Origin of the sequence: Nonomuraea sp. NPDC050556 (assembly GCF_044457355.1) — a bacterium.
Taxonomy (GTDB): Bacteria; Actinomycetota; Actinomycetes; order Streptosporangiales; family Streptosporangiaceae; genus Nonomuraea.
In genome coordinates this window covers 235,733-249,137 of sequence record NZ_JBITGU010000001.1, presented here as the reverse complement: position 1 = coordinate 249,137, position 13,405 = coordinate 235,733, and the positions used below count along the sequence as shown (strand labels likewise).

The window sequence follows — 13,405 nt, the reverse complement described above, 5'->3', positions numbered from 1 at the left end:
CGGCGACCGGCCCGAGCGCCCGAATGGCGCACGGGCCGCGGGCGGTGCGGGGCTACGGCGGGCGGTGGTCCCCCTGGCTCGCCGTACCCCCAAAGGCTTGTAAGGCCCGTGAAGATGCCTAGGGGTGCCAGATCTCCTGGACTTGGACGATCTTGCCCTTGTAGACCGTGATCAGCGAGGCCACGCGGTTGGCGTTGTGGCGCTTGATCAGGGCGGCGCGGCTGCAGCGCTTGTTGCCCAGCCCCGTCTTGCGGTTGACCGTCATCGCCGACATGTCGGCCTTGCAGCCATAGGCGCTCAGGAAGATGACGTCCTTCGCGATCGGCGACGCGTAAGCCATCACGTCACCCTCCGGCGGCCCCTCGAAGCTGCCCTCGTAGTCCACGCCCTTCTTCCACTTGATCGGCGCGTACTCAGCCGTCCCCGACCGCACCAGCGTGATCCACCCGCGCAGGATGCCGTTGTGGCGCGTGCTGATGCCCTTGGTGAAGTCGTGCTTCGGGTCGGCCTGGAACGTCGTCCCGAACGGCGCGGGCGCCTTGTACTTCGGGAACGCCGTGGCGGAAGCGGAAGCGGCGCCGGAGACCAGCGCGGTGGCCGCGGCGGCGCCGGCGACGAGGGCACGTACAGAGTTTTTCACACGGTCTTGGATGTCCTGCGGGCCCGCCCGGTTCACGTGATGCTCGTCACACCACCGGAGCGGGCCCCGGATGCTACAGCGGGCCGGACCCGTCGTCGATGTCCCCGTCGGGCCCCGTGGGAGGCGCCGTGGGCGCGTCGTCGGAGGAGGCGGCCGGGGCGGGAGCGGGCGCGCCGCCGTTGATCAGCCGGTCCAGGCGGGGGCCGGCCAGGCGCTGGAACTTGCGGTGCTCGCGGTTGCGGTCCAGCACCGCCACCTCGAGCTGGTTCACCGGCGGACGCTCGCCACCCGGCTCGGTCAGCGCGGTCAGCGCCGCGCCGAGCGCGTCGGCCAGCGGCATCGCGTCGCGGTAGGCCTCCTTCAGCCGCGTCGCGACCGCCTCGGCCTGCCCGCCCATGGCGGCGAAGCCGTGCTCGTCGAACACCGACCCGTCGAACGTCAACCGGTAGATGGCGTCGCCCTCGGGCCCGTCACCCACCTCGGCCACCACGACCTCCACCTCGAGCGACTTGATCGACTCGGTGAAGATGCGGCCCAGGTTGGAGGCGTAGAGGTTGGCCAGCCCCCGGCCGGTCACATCGCTGCGGTCGTAGGTGTATCCGTTGATGTCGGCATAGCGGATGCCACCGAGCCGCAGTTCCTCGAACTCGTTGTAACGCCCGACCGCGGCGAACCCGATGCGGTCGTAGATCTCGCTGATCTTGTGCAGCGCCCGCGACGGGTTGGGCGCCACGAACAGGATGCCGTCGGCGTACTGCAGCACGACGACGCTGCGGCCGCGCGCGATCCCCTTGCGCGCGTAGTCGGCCTTGTCCCGCATGATCTGCTCAGGGGAGGCATATCCAAAAGGCATGGACACCGGCGTGATCCTTTCTAGCTCAGCGGGGCGATCGGGCCGTCGGGGGCGATCATCCGGGCGTCCAGCATGCGCTGCACGTAACCGGCGACCTCCTCGTCCGACAGGCGGCGGAAGCCGTCGGCGTCGATCACGCCGACGATGGGCCAGATCTTCCTGGACACGTCGGGCCCGCCGGTCGCCGAGTCGTCGTCGGCGGCGTCGTACAGCGCCTGGATCAGCGCCATCGCCAGCTGGTCGGCCGTGAAGTCGTCCCGGTAGAGCTTCTTCAGCGCGCCCCGCGCGAAGATCGAGCCCGAGCCGATCGCGTCGAACTTCTCCCGCTCGTACGGCCCGCCGGCCACGTCGTAGCTGAAGATGCGCCCCGCGTCGCGGTCGGGGTCGTAGGCGGCGAACAGCGGCACCACCACCAGCCCCTGCATCGCCATCGCCAGGTTGCCGCGGATCATCGTGGCCAGCCTGTTGGCCTTGCCGGCCACCGACAGCGTGCGCCCCTCCATCTTCTCGTAGTGCTCAAGCTCCACCCGGTAGAGCCGGGCCATCTCGATGCCGGTGCTCGCGGTGCCCGCGATGCCCATGCACGAGTAGTCGTCGGTCCTGAACACCTTCTCCACATCGCGCTGGGAGATGATGTTGCCCGAGGTCGCCCGCCGGTCCCCCGCCATGATCACGCCGCCCTGGAACGTCGCCGCGACGATCGTCGTCGCGTGCGGCACCTGGTCGCCTATCGGGGTGGCCAGAACCTCGCGACGGTGGGGCAGCAACTCCGGCGCGTACGAACCGACGAACTCGGTGAACGAGGAGTTTCCAGAGTTCTGGAAAAACCGGTCCGTCAAGCCCGCGGGTAGGTCCCTATGTGTTGCCACGCGACTCCCTCCCATACATCACGTTCGATAGGCCGACCCTACTCATGTTGCGTCGCTGCATGCACTTCCCACGATCCGCTCACCGCGAACCTCGATCATCTTGGCGATCCTCCCGATCGCGGCCCTGCGGGCCCCAGAACTGACCTCGCGGGGTTCACCAGATCGTTTCTTTACGCCCCGCGGGGGTCGTGCGATTGTCGATATGTCTGCACGTCCTCAACGCTCGCGTCCAGGAGGCCGTTATGCGACTCCCCCGCCGACCTGCAGCGATCGCGGCCCTCGCCGCCCTGGCCCTGACCTCCTGCGGCACGGGCGCACCTGCCGGCAGCGAGGGCGTCACGCTGACCATCGCCGCCAACTCCATCTCCGGCGGCAAGAACTCCGGCACCGCCGACTGGATCAAGCAGTGGGTGATCCCCGAGTTCGAGAAGACCCACAAGAACGTCAAGGTCCTCTTCCAGCCCAGCGGCGTCGACGACGAGCAGTACAAGCAGAAGATCGCCCTCGACCTGAAGTCGAGGACCGGCGCCGACGTCATCGCCGTCGACGGCATCTGGGTCGGCGAGTTCGCCCAGGCCGGCTACCTCAAACCGCTGTCGGAGGTGGGCGGGGCGGCCGTCGACGCGTGGGAGGGCTGGAACCAGATCCCGCAGGCCGTGCAGGGGCTCGGCATCTTCGACGGCAAGAAGTACGGCATCCCGCTCGGCACCGACGGCCGCGTCCTGTTCTACAACAAGGAGCTGTTCAAGAAGGCCGGGCTGCCCGAGACGTGGCAGCCGAAGAGCTGGCAGGAGATCATCGACGCGGGCACGGCGCTGAAGAAGCTGCCCGGCGTCATCCCGCTGCAGATCAACGCCGGGACCGCCATGGGCGAGGCCACCACCATGCAGGGCGCGCTGCCGCTGCTCGCCGGCGCGGGAGCCGAGATCTACACCCAGGGCAAGTGGGCGGGCGCCTCCCAGGCCACCAAGGACATGCTGGGCTTCTACCAGCAGATCTACGGCGGCAGCGGGCTCGGCGACCCCAAGCTGCAGCAGGAGGCCAAGGGACGCGACAAGTCCTTCGCCCAGTTCGCCGCCGGCAAGATCGCCGTCCTGGGCGAGAGCGACTACTTCTGGCGTTCGGTGATCGAACCCAAGGCCGGGGTGGCGCCCATGCCCAACCGCGACGCCGCCGTCGGCTACGCCAAGATCCCCGCCAAGCAGCCCGGCGCGGGGATCCGGGGGCAGGACTTCGTCTCCATGTCCGGCGGCGCCGTACGGGTGCTGAACCCCTTCTCCAAGAACCCCGCGATGGCGTGGGAGCTGCTGTCGTTCATGCACTCGGCCGCCGCCACCAAGTCCGAACTGGCCGGTCAGGTGCGCATCAGCGCACGCAAGGACGTCAACGACGAGGTGCTGGCCTCCGACCCGATGCTGAAGTTCATCGCCGACGAGGTGCTGCCCATCACCGCCTACCGGCCGCCGCTGGCCGTCTACCCGCAGGTCTCCACCGCCCTGCAGGAGGCCACGGCCGACATCGTCAGCGGCAAGACCCCCGACGAAGCAGCCACCGCCTACCAGACCAAGCTGGAAGGACTGGTCGGTGGCTCGGCCAACGTCGCCGGGTGAGGGAGCGCCGGTGTCTCGACTGAGGACCGGAGAGACGAGGGAAGACCGCGATCCGCAGGATCGCCGTGATACTGACGCGGCAGGGCTCGGGCGGGTCAGGGCGGTCGGGTTCGTCCTGCCCGCCCTGGTCCTCATCGGGGTCTTCCTCGTCTTCCCCGCGCTCTGGACCATCTACCTCGGCCTGACCGACTACCGCCTCACCGGCCTGGCCGCCGCCAACCCCGCCTTCGTCGGTACGGACAACTACGCCAAGGCGCTCGGCGACCCCCGGTTCCAGACCTCGCTCTGGCTCACCCTGCTCTACGTCGGCGGCTCGGCCGTCCTCGGCCAGGCGGGGCTCGGTTTCACCCTCGCCTGGGTCCTGCGCAGCCGTACCGGGCTCGTGCGCCGCGTCGTCGAAGGCGTTGTCCTGCTGTCCTGGATCCTGCCCAGCACCGTCGTCGGCTTCCTGTGGTTCGCCCTGCTCGACCGCGACGAGGGCACGCTCAACGCCCTCCTCCACACCCCGGGCTTCGCCTGGCTGCTCGACTACCCGCTGCTGTCCATCGTGATCTTCAACACCTGGCGCGGCACCGCCTTCTCGATGATGCTCTACTCCGCCGCCCTGGAGAACGTGCCGCCCTCCCACCTGGAGACCGCCCGCCTGGCCGGAGCCGGGGTGCTGCAGCAGTTACGCGACGTCGTCCTCCCGCTCATCCGCCGCCACATCCTGACCAACCTGCTGCTCATCAGCCTGTGGACGTTCAACGACTTCACCCCGTTCGTCCTCACCGGCGGCGGCCCCGAACACCGCTCGGAGATCCTGCCGATCTACGTCTACGACGTGGCCCTGCGCAACGGCGCGCTCGGCGTCGGCGCAGCCGTCTCCTTCCTCATCCTGCTCATCAACCTCGTCATCGCCCTGGCGTACCTGCGCCTGCTCGGACGCCGGAGGGCCGCGTGATCCGCCACGTGCTCGGCCGGCTCGCCTCCACCGCCTTCATCGCCGTCGTCGTCGGCTTCTTCACCCTGCCCATGCTGTGGCTGGCCGCCGCCCCCTTCGACGCCACCCCGACGATCAGCACCTCCATCCCCGAGTTCACGCTCGGCAACTTCTCGGCGATCCTGGAGAACCCCTACGCGGTCGGCTCGATCGTCAACTCCGTCATCCAGGCAGGAGGGGCAGCCGCGCTGGTCGTCGTCCTGGCCTCGCTGGCCGCCTACGCCCTGTCCAGAGTCCGCATCCCCGGCCGCGACCTGCTGCTCTACCTGCTGCTCCTGCTGTCGTCCGTCGTCACAGGCACCGCGGCCATGGTGCCGATCTTCGAACTGGCCACCAGGCTGTCGCTCATCGACACCCACCTCGGCGTGATCCTCGTCGTCTCCGGCGGCCTGCTCCCCGCCGCGATCTTCATACTCAAGGACTTCATGGACGAGACGCCCACCTCCTACGAGGAGTCCGCCCGCGTCTTCGGCGCCTCCTCGCTGCAGATCCTGCGCCACATCGTCGTCCCCCTCGTACGGCCCGGCCTGGCCACCATCGCCGTGTGGGCGCTGGCCAGCGTGTGGGGCGGGTTCCTGTTCCAGTTCATCCTGCTGCGCGACCCGGACAAGCTGCCCGGCGCCGTCATCCTCTACACCCTCTACACCGAGGGCGGCGCGCCCAGGCTGGAGCTCATCTCCACCTTCTCGCTGCTCTACTCCCTGCCGGTCGTCCTCATGTACCTGTTCGTCGCCAAGCGGTACGGCTTCCGCTTCCACGGGGGGATCAAACGGTGATATCTCTGCACGGGCTCACCAAGGTCTTCCCCGGCGGGGTGCACGCGCTCGACGGCATCGACCTGACCGTCGCCGACGGCGAGTTCTTCGCCCTGCTCGGCCCGTCAGGATGCGGCAAGACCACGCTCCTGCGCACCATCGCGGGCCTGGAAACCCCCACGTCAGGAACCATCCGGATCAACGAGCAGGACGTCACCACGCTGCCGCCGGGACGCCGCGACGTCGCCATGGTCTTCCAGGACTACGCGATCTTCCCCCACATGAACGTCACCGACAACATCGCCTACCCCCTGCGCATCAAGAAGGTCCCGCGCGCAGAACGCACCACCAAAGCCGCCGACGTCGCCGCCACCCTCAGCCTCACCGAACTCCTCCACAGACGCCCGGGACAGCTCTCCGGCGGCCAGCAGCAACGCGTCGCCCTCGCCCGCGCCATCGCCTGCCACCCCACCGTCTTCCTCTTCGACGAACCCCTGTCCAACCTCGACGCCCGCCTCCGCCTCGAAGCCCGCACCTTCCTCAAACGCCTCCAGCGCGACCTCGCCGTCACCACCGTCTTCGTCACCCACGACCAGGCAGAAGCCCTCGCCCTCGCCGACCGCATCGCCGTCATGTCCCAAGGGCGGATGATCCAGGTCGGCACCCCCTCCGACATCTTCCAGCGCCCCGCCACCACCTTCGTGGCCTCCTTCATCGGCTCCACCCCGATGAACCTCCTGCCAGGCACCGTCACCGGCGGCGCCCTCCACGTCGCAGGAGCCGTCCTGCCCACCACCCTCCCCGACGGCCAGGACATCCTGTACGGCGTGCGGCCCGAATACACCGACCTGTCCACCACGGAACGCCCCGACGCCTTCCCCGGCACCGTCGCCGTCCTCGAGAACCTCGGCACCGCCACCCTCGTCACCCTGGAAACCGACTCCCGCTTCATCCAGGTCGTCGTCCCAGAAGGCGCGGAACCGCCGCTCGGCACACCCGGCTGGGCCGTACCACGCCAGAACCGGGCCCTGCTCTACCACGACGGGCAGCTCATCAGCTGATACTGGACAGCATGTGGGTGATGCACCTCGACCTCGACCAGTTCATCGCGGCCGTCGAGATCCTCCGCGACCCCTCGCTGCGCGGCAGGCCCGTCGTCGTCGGCGGCGACGGCGACCCCAACCGGCCGCGCCAGGTCGTCGCCACCGCCACCTACGAAGCCCGCGCGCACGGCGTGCGCTCCGGCATGCCCCTGCGCACCGCGCTCGGCCGCTGCCCCGACGCCGTCTTCCTGCCCTCCGACCCGCCCGCCTACGAAGCGGCCTCGGAACGCGTCATGGACGTCCTGCGCGCCTTCCCCATCACCGTCGAAGTCTGGGGCTGGGACGAAGCGTTCCTGGGCGCCGACACCGACGACCCCTTCGCGCTGGCCGCCGCCCTGCAGCAGGCCGTCCACGCCAAAACCGGCCTCACCTGCTCCGTCGGCATCGGCGACAACAAACACCAGGCCAAACTCGCCTCAGCCATGGCCAAACCCGCCGGAATCCACCGCCTCACCAGCGCCGACTGGGCCACCACCATGAACGACCGCCCCACAGAAGCCCTCTGGGGCATCGGCGCCAAAATCGCCAGAAAGCTCGCCGACCTGGGCCTCCACACCGTGGCCGACCTGGCCGCAGCCGACCCAGCGACGCTCGCCGCCCGCTTCGGCCCCACCAACGGCCCCTGGTACCGCTACCTCGCCCTCGGCAAAGGCGAAACCACCGTCACCGACATCCCCTGGGTGCCACGCGGCCGCAGCCACGAAACCACCTTCGAACACAACCTCACCGACGACGAAACCCTGCTCGCCCACCTGACCACGCTGGCCGAACAACTCGCCAGGGAAGCGGCGGCGGAGGGCCGGGAGATCACCCGGGTCACGGTCAAAGTCCGCTACGCCCCCTTCATCACCATGACCCGGCAGACCACCCTGCCCACCCCCACCACCGACCCGGCGACCATCACCGACGCCGCCCAGGCCGCCTACGCCCGCTTCACCCCCACCAGACCCGTACGACTCCTCGGCGTCGCCGTCGACTACACCATGGACGCCTCATCCAGATAGGCGTACCAAAGCGCATCCTCAGCGCTCGCCAACGCCACCAGCTCCTCCACCGGCAGCGCCTCCTCCACCACCACCGGCTCCAGATACGCCAGCGCCCGCCACACCACCGCAGGATCGTCACGGAACTGACCGATCCCCGTGTTGCACGGCAGACACAACGCCTTGCGCACCGCGCCCGTGTCATGGCAGTGATCCACGTGCTCCGGCTCGGCAGACCAGCACACGGCACACAAGCCGAGCTGCTCCTCCACCATCCGCTCCACCTCGTCGTCCCCGATCCGGTAACGCTGGGAGAGGTGGTAGCGACGGGTCGGCGCCTGCGACCTGGTCCGCTGCTCCGGGAGAATCACGAAGTCGGGACGGTAGTCCACGCCGTCGAGATAGAGCGCGGCCAGCTCCAGGCTCGCCAGACAGTCCTGGAAGTGCCCCAGACCGTTGTTGCAGTTGAAACAGAGAATGCCACGCACCTGGCCGGTGGCGTGGCTGTGATCGACGAAGGTACCGGGGACGGCACGGCAGATCGCACAGAGCCCACCCTGCTGGGCGAGCATCCGCTCAAAGTCGTCCTCGGTGATCCCGTAACGGAGTTTGAGCTTGTAGTTACGGTCGCTGCCATGATTCCTGATGACAATCTCCCGCATCGCGGCCGTGTGACACGGACGGCAGTAGCTTGTTAGCCCATCACGGGTCGACCGGTTACTCCCGAATGCCTCTTTCTGCTTGATCTCGGCACAGCGCGGGCAGTACTTGTGGCCCTCGGGGACCTCTACCCGCTCGCGAACCGTCTTACCTTGCTCTGTCTTGCGCTTGCGGTAACTCTGTGTTGACCGAACCCGAAAGCAGGCCTTGCAGTACCGCGCAAGCCCATCAGTCATGCGCTTGTTCAGCCCGAACTCCGAGACCGGCCTGGTCTCCCCACAGTCCGAACAGAACTTGAACCCCTCCGGCGTTTCCGCCCGCTCTGACCTCATTTCGATGTCCGTTTTATACCCTACTGACCGCCTTTTTGCACATAACTCCTGACAAATTCCTCTGCGTTCTCTTCGAGAACTTCGTCGATTTCGTCCAGAATTGCGTCGACATCGTCCGTGAGCTTCTCCTGCCGCTCCTGGACGTCGGGAGCCGCCGATGCCTCGGTCTCCTCGACCTCGCTCTCGCGACGGCCCGCCTGCTTCTGGCCGCCGGTGTCCTTGCCTGCCATGTCCTACCTCCACGGTGGGGGACTGCCTCTGACTCATATCTTCCCCGAACCGAGCGACATTTCGCGCCGATCGTCCCGCGATCTTCACGGGTTGACAAGATAGCGCCACTATCCAATGCTGGAACCCCGACCCCACAGGAGGTTCGCCATGTCACCCGCAAGCCTCAGCACCGCAGGTGTGCTCCTCATCACAGTCCCAGCCGTCGCCTTCGGCGGCATTTCCCTGCTCTCGTTCCTCATGCGGAACGTCCCGGGCTACCTCGACAACCCCGTCCGCCGCGGCCTCTGGCGCGCCGGACACGCGCACGCGGGCGTGCTCGTCCTCTTCAGCCTCGTCGCCATGCTCTACATCGACCAGGCCGACCTCTCCGAGACCCTCAAGAGCCTCGCCCGCACCACGATCGTGGCCGCGCCGATCCTCATGCCCCTCGGCTTCTTCCTCTCGGTCGCCCGCCCGGCGGACACCAAGCCCAACCGCCTGATCTGGCTCACGTTCGCCGGCGGCGTCTCGCTGGCCGTGGGCACGCTCACGCTGGGCATCGGGCTGGTGTGAGGACGGCGCTGCGCAATCGTTATGGCAGAAAGGCGACGCTGTCCGTGATCGGCCATGCATTCGGCTGATGGCTCCGGTTTCCCGCCCCAGAATGGGCAGTCCAGGACGACAGGGGCGGGTGATGGATGAAGCGGAGCTCTTCACGGCTGATCGGGGGCCGGTACGCGTTGGCCGAGCCGGTGGCCGACGGCGCCACGGGTGTGCTGTGGCGGGCGTACGACGGTTTGCTGCGGCGGGACGTCGCGGTCAAGGAGGTGCGGCCGCGCCTGCTCGAGGACGGGCGCGGGCTGCGTGAGGCCAGGACGCGGGCGTTGCGCGAGGCGCGTTCCGCCGCACGGCTGAACCATCGGGCGATCATCGCGGTGCACGATCTGGTGGAGGAGGAGGGGCGGCTCTGGATCGTGATGGAGCGCCTGGAGGCGTTGTCGTTGTCGGAGACGGTGGGGCATCTGGGGTCGTTGCCGGTGCATTGGGCGGCGTGGATCGGGTTCCAGTTGCTGGGTGGGTTGCGTCATGCTCACGGTGAGGGCGTGCTGCATCGGGACATCCGGCCGGGGACGATCCTGCTGACGGGTGATCGGGTGGTGTTGTCGGAGTTCGGGATCGCGGCGTTGAACGGGGAGTCGTCGCTGACGATGCCGGTGAGTCCGGCGTTCGTGGCGCCGGAGCGGTTGCGCGGGCAGGCGGCGACGCCGTCGGCTGATCTGTGGTCGTTCGGGGCGTGTTTGTATTTCGCGGTGGAGGGGCGGGCGCCTGAGCCGTCGGAGGCGGGGTTGTCGGTGTTGAACTCGGAGCCTCGGGCGGCGACGCGGGCGGGGGCGTTGGGGCCGGTGTTGCGCGGGTTGCTGCATCGGAGCCCGGCGCAGCGGCTGACGGCCGATCATGCGGGGCGGTTGCTGACGCAGGTGTTGCGCGGTGAGGGCGTGTCGGTGTCGTCGCGTGGCCTGCCGCGTCTGCCGGTGGCGATGCGTCCCCCGGAGGACGCCTTTACGTTGTAGATCAAAAGAGGGGGTACGGCGGAGCCGTACCCCCTCGTGAAGGCTTATTCGCCGGTGAGGGCGGCGACCAGGTCGGCGGCGGTGCGGCAGCGGTCGAAGAGCTCGCCGACGTGGGCCTTGGTGCCGCGCAGGGGTTCGAGGGTGGGGACGCGTTGCAGGGACTCGCGGCCCGGGATGTCGAAGATGACCGAGTCCCAGGAGGCGGCGGCGACGGACTCGCTGTATTGGCGCAGGCAGCGTCCGCGGAAGTAGGCGCGGGTGTCGTTGGGCGGGTTCTCGACGGCGCGCTGGACCTCGTCCTCGGTGACCAGCCGTTGCATGCGCCCGCGGGCGACGAGCCGGTTGTAGAGGCCGCGGTCGGGGCGGATGTCGGAGTATTGCAGGTCGACCAGTTGCAGGCGGGGGTGGGACCAGGCGAGGCCGTCGCGGGTGCGGTAGCCCTCGAGGAGTTCCAGCTTGGCGACCCAGTCGAGTTCGCGCGACAGCTGCATGGGGTCTTCTGCGAGGCGGGTGAGCACGGACTCCCAGCGGTCCAGGACGTCCTTGTTCATCTCCTCGTTGGCGGTGCCGCGCTCCTCGACGTACTTGCGCGCCTGTTCGAGGTATTCCATCTGCAGCTGGACGGCGGTCATCTTGCGGCCGTCGCGCATGGAGATCTCGTAGCGGCAGGTGGGGTCGTGGGAGACGGCGCGCAGGGCCTGGACGGGGTTGTCGACGGCGAGGTCGCGGGTGAGGAATCCGTCCTCGATCATGGCGAGGACGAGCGCGGTCGACCCGAGCTTCAGGTATGTCGAAATTTCCGACATGTTGGCGTCGCCGATGATGACGTGCAGCCGCCGGTACTTCTCCGGGTCGGCGTGCGGCTCGTCGCGGGTGTTGATGATCGGCCGCTTGAGCGTCGTCTCCAGCCCGACCTCGACCTCGAAGAAGTCGGCGCGCTGGCTGATCTGGAAGCCCTCGCTGCGCGAGTCCTGCCCGATGCCGACCTTGCCGGCGCCGGTGACGACCTGCCGGGAGACGAAGAACGGCGTCAGGTGGCGGACGATGTCGGCGAACGGCGTGGCCCGGCGCATGAGGTAGTTCTCGTGGCAGCCGTAGGAGGCGCCCTTGGCGTCGGTGTTGTTCTTGTAGAGCTGGATGGGCGCGTTGGTGGGGATGGCCGAGGCGCGTACCGCCGCGTCGTACATCACCCGCTCCCCCGCCTTGTCCCAGATGACGGTGGCGCGGGGGTTGGTGCACTCCGGGGTGGAGTATTCGGGGTGGGCGTGGTCGACGTAGAGCCTGGCGCCGTTGGTGAGGATGACGTTGGCGAGGCCGAGGTCCTCGTCGGTGAGCTGGGTGGGGTCGGCGACCTCGCGGGCGAGATCGAAGCCGCGCGCGTCGCGCAGCGGGTTCTCCTCTTCGAAGTCCCAGCGCGCTCGGCGCGCCCTGGCCGCCGAGGCCGCCAGGTAGGCGTTCACCACCTGCGAGGAGGTCACCATCGCGTTGGCGCCTGGCTGACCTGGTACGGAGATGCCGTACTCGGTCTCGATGCCCATCACCCGACGCACCGTCATGCGCACCTCTCGTCGTCCGGCCAACAAGTCCGGTCTGTCTATCCGCCGTTTATATGCCCGAGCCTATGCCCTTCACAGCGCCTCAAGGCCACAGAGTTATGGCACCGCAGCCTTTTGAGGGTGGATGAATGCCTCTGGAGGGGTCTGTGGGGTTCTGCGGGGCTTGAGGAGCTGCTGGATGGGACGTTCGGCGCAGGAATAGACAACGTAGGACAGGATCAGCGCGGCGAGGGTGACGACGAGCGCGGTGAGCCAGGGCGGCAGGTGCCCGGTGAGGACGGGGATGAGGGCGATGGCGACGATGGAGTGGAACAGGTAGAGCGGGTAGGTGGTGCCGCCCAGCGCGGTCAGCACCCGGGAGCTCGGCATCCTGATGAGCCCGAGGGCGACCAGCGCCATGGCCAGGAAGATCAGCGTGACGGTGACGATGACGGCGGTGTCGGTGACCGGCATGTTCTTGAACCCGACGGCCTTGATCCGCCCGTGCACCCGTTCGAGCGCGCTGTGCAGGGACAGTGCCCAGGCGGCGACGGTGAACAGCCACGGCAGCAGGGCCGAGCCGTACCTGTGGATGAGGAACAGGGCCATCCCGGCCACGAAGTAGGGCGCGTAGCGGGGCATGACGATCTCGCCGAGCAGCTTGGGGAGCTGGACGTCGTAGAGGATCGGCAGCCATTCGACGGCGGCCGCGGCCGCCAGCCAGACGCCCATGAAGGCGAGGACGCGGTTGTAGGTGACGCCGATCAGCACGAGGACGGCCATGAGCAGGTAGAAGCGCAGCTCGGCCCAGAGCGACCAGTAGACGCCGCTGGCGTCGGTCACGCCGAAGGCGCGTTGCGCCATGGTGGCGTTGACGAGGTACTCCCCCACCGACAGCTTCGGGTCGCCGGGTTTGGCGCCGAGCAGGCCGTACAGCCCCGCCGTGGCGGCCAGGCTGAGCCAGTAGGCGGGGTAGAGCCGCACGAGCCTGGAGCGGGCGAAGCCGCCGAGGCCCTTGCCCCACACGGTCATCAGGATGACGAAGCCGCTGATGACGAAGAACAGCTCCACGCCGAGGATCCCGAGCCCCGCGACGGGCGCGAGGAGCGGGAACAGCTCGGCGGGCCTGGCGCCCCACACCGAGTTGAAGGCGATGAAGTAGTGGAAGGACAGCACGGCCAGGGCCGCGACGAAGCGCAGCAGGTCGAGTTCTGCGAGCCGGCCGTCGCCCCGAGCGTGCCGCGGCCGGGAGGGAGCATGCACGCCCCTTGGACGTCACTTCTGTCCCATTGGTTCCCTTGT

The 13,405-nt window shown here is 68.4% G+C and carries 14 protein-coding genes; 7 read left to right on the top strand and 7 right to left on the bottom strand.

Features of this window, described 5'->3' with window-relative positions:
- Positions 1-118 precede the first annotated feature (118 nt).
- The 3 genes from ACIBG8_RS01205 to prcB all read right to left on the bottom strand — a co-directional run bounded on the left by ACIBG8_RS01205 (position 119) and on the right by prcB (position 2,377).
- Entirely contained in the window at positions 119-640 is a 522-nt protein-coding gene (locus ACIBG8_RS01205) for a hypothetical protein (protein ID WP_397340404.1), read from the bottom strand.
- A gap of 73 nt (positions 641-713) precedes the next feature.
- On the bottom strand, positions 714-1,493 hold the full coding sequence (gene prcA / locus ACIBG8_RS01200) for a proteasome subunit alpha (protein WP_397340403.1): 780 nt from the start codon (positions 1,491-1,493) through the stop codon (positions 714-716).
- Positions 1,494-1,513: 20 nt separating this feature from the next.
- Complete coding sequence (gene prcB, locus ACIBG8_RS01195; protein ID WP_397340402.1) at positions 1,514-2,377, bottom strand: proteasome subunit beta; 864 nt, start codon at positions 2,375-2,377, stop codon at positions 1,514-1,516.
- 227 nt (positions 2,378-2,604) lie between these two features.
- Between prcB and ACIBG8_RS01190 the strand changes: the two genes are divergently transcribed.
- The 5 genes from ACIBG8_RS01190 to ACIBG8_RS01170 are packed head-to-tail and all read left to right on the top strand — an operon-like array spanning position 2,605 to position 7,816.
- Positions 2,605-3,972: an extracellular solute-binding protein gene (locus ACIBG8_RS01190; RefSeq protein ID WP_397340401.1), complete on the top strand. Its 1,368-nt coding sequence runs from the start codon at positions 2,605-2,607 to the stop codon at positions 3,970-3,972.
- Between the two features lie 10 nt (positions 3,973-3,982).
- Complete coding sequence (locus ACIBG8_RS01185) at positions 3,983-4,915, top strand: carbohydrate ABC transporter permease (protein ID WP_397340400.1); 933 nt, start codon at positions 3,983-3,985, stop codon at positions 4,913-4,915.
- Complete coding sequence (locus ACIBG8_RS01180) at positions 4,912-5,730, top strand: carbohydrate ABC transporter permease (RefSeq protein WP_397340399.1); 819 nt, start codon at positions 4,912-4,914, stop codon at positions 5,728-5,730. Before ACIBG8_RS01185 ends, ACIBG8_RS01180 begins: the two co-directional genes overlap by 4 nt.
- Positions 5,727-6,770 (top strand): ABC transporter ATP-binding protein, encoded by a 1,044-nt coding sequence (locus tag ACIBG8_RS01175; RefSeq protein WP_397340398.1) that lies wholly within the window; start codon positions 5,727-5,729, stop codon positions 6,768-6,770. The genes ACIBG8_RS01180 and ACIBG8_RS01175 overlap by 4 nt, the downstream gene beginning before the upstream one ends.
- Before the next feature lie 11 nt (positions 6,771-6,781).
- The gene (locus tag ACIBG8_RS01170; RefSeq protein WP_397340397.1) at positions 6,782-7,816 is read left to right on the top strand and encodes a DNA polymerase IV; all 1,035 of its coding nucleotides are present in this window, start codon (positions 6,782-6,784) and stop codon (positions 7,814-7,816) included.
- Here the strand turns inward: ACIBG8_RS01170 and ACIBG8_RS01165 are convergent.
- Both ACIBG8_RS01165 and ACIBG8_RS01160 read right to left on the bottom strand, forming a co-directional pair.
- Positions 7,789-8,457, bottom strand: a complete 669-nt coding sequence (locus ACIBG8_RS01165) for an endonuclease VII domain-containing protein (RefSeq protein WP_397340396.1) — start codon at positions 8,455-8,457, stop codon at positions 7,789-7,791. The two genes, ACIBG8_RS01170 and ACIBG8_RS01165, sit on opposite strands and share 28 nt — an antisense overlap.
- Before the next feature lie 350 nt (positions 8,458-8,807).
- A complete protein-coding gene (locus ACIBG8_RS01160; protein WP_397340395.1) occupies positions 8,808-9,017 on the bottom strand; it encodes a ubiquitin-like protein Pup in 210 nt (69 codons plus the stop codon).
- A gap of 148 nt (positions 9,018-9,165) precedes the next feature.
- Here ACIBG8_RS01160 and ACIBG8_RS01155 point away from each other — a divergent pair, with 148 nt between their 5' ends.
- Both ACIBG8_RS01155 and ACIBG8_RS01150 read left to right on the top strand, forming a co-directional pair.
- Positions 9,166-9,570 (top strand): hypothetical protein, encoded by a 405-nt coding sequence (locus ACIBG8_RS01155; RefSeq protein WP_397340394.1) that lies wholly within the window; start codon positions 9,166-9,168, stop codon positions 9,568-9,570.
- A 125-nt stretch (positions 9,571-9,695) separates the two neighbouring features.
- Positions 9,696-10,568: a serine/threonine-protein kinase gene (locus tag ACIBG8_RS01150; RefSeq protein WP_397340393.1), complete on the top strand. Its 873-nt coding sequence runs from the start codon at positions 9,696-9,698 to the stop codon at positions 10,566-10,568.
- Between the two features lie 44 nt (positions 10,569-10,612).
- Here ACIBG8_RS01150 and dop read toward each other — a convergent pair whose 3' ends face one another.
- Together dop and ACIBG8_RS01140 are read right to left on the bottom strand one after the other, a co-directional pair.
- Entirely contained in the window at positions 10,613-12,124 is a 1,512-nt protein-coding gene (gene dop, locus ACIBG8_RS01145; RefSeq protein WP_397340392.1) for a depupylase/deamidase Dop, read from the bottom strand.
- 96 nt (positions 12,125-12,220) lie between these two features.
- Entirely contained in the window at positions 12,221-13,366 is a 1,146-nt protein-coding gene (locus ACIBG8_RS01140; RefSeq protein WP_397340391.1) for an acyltransferase family protein, read from the bottom strand.
- Positions 13,367-13,405 lie beyond the last annotated feature (39 nt).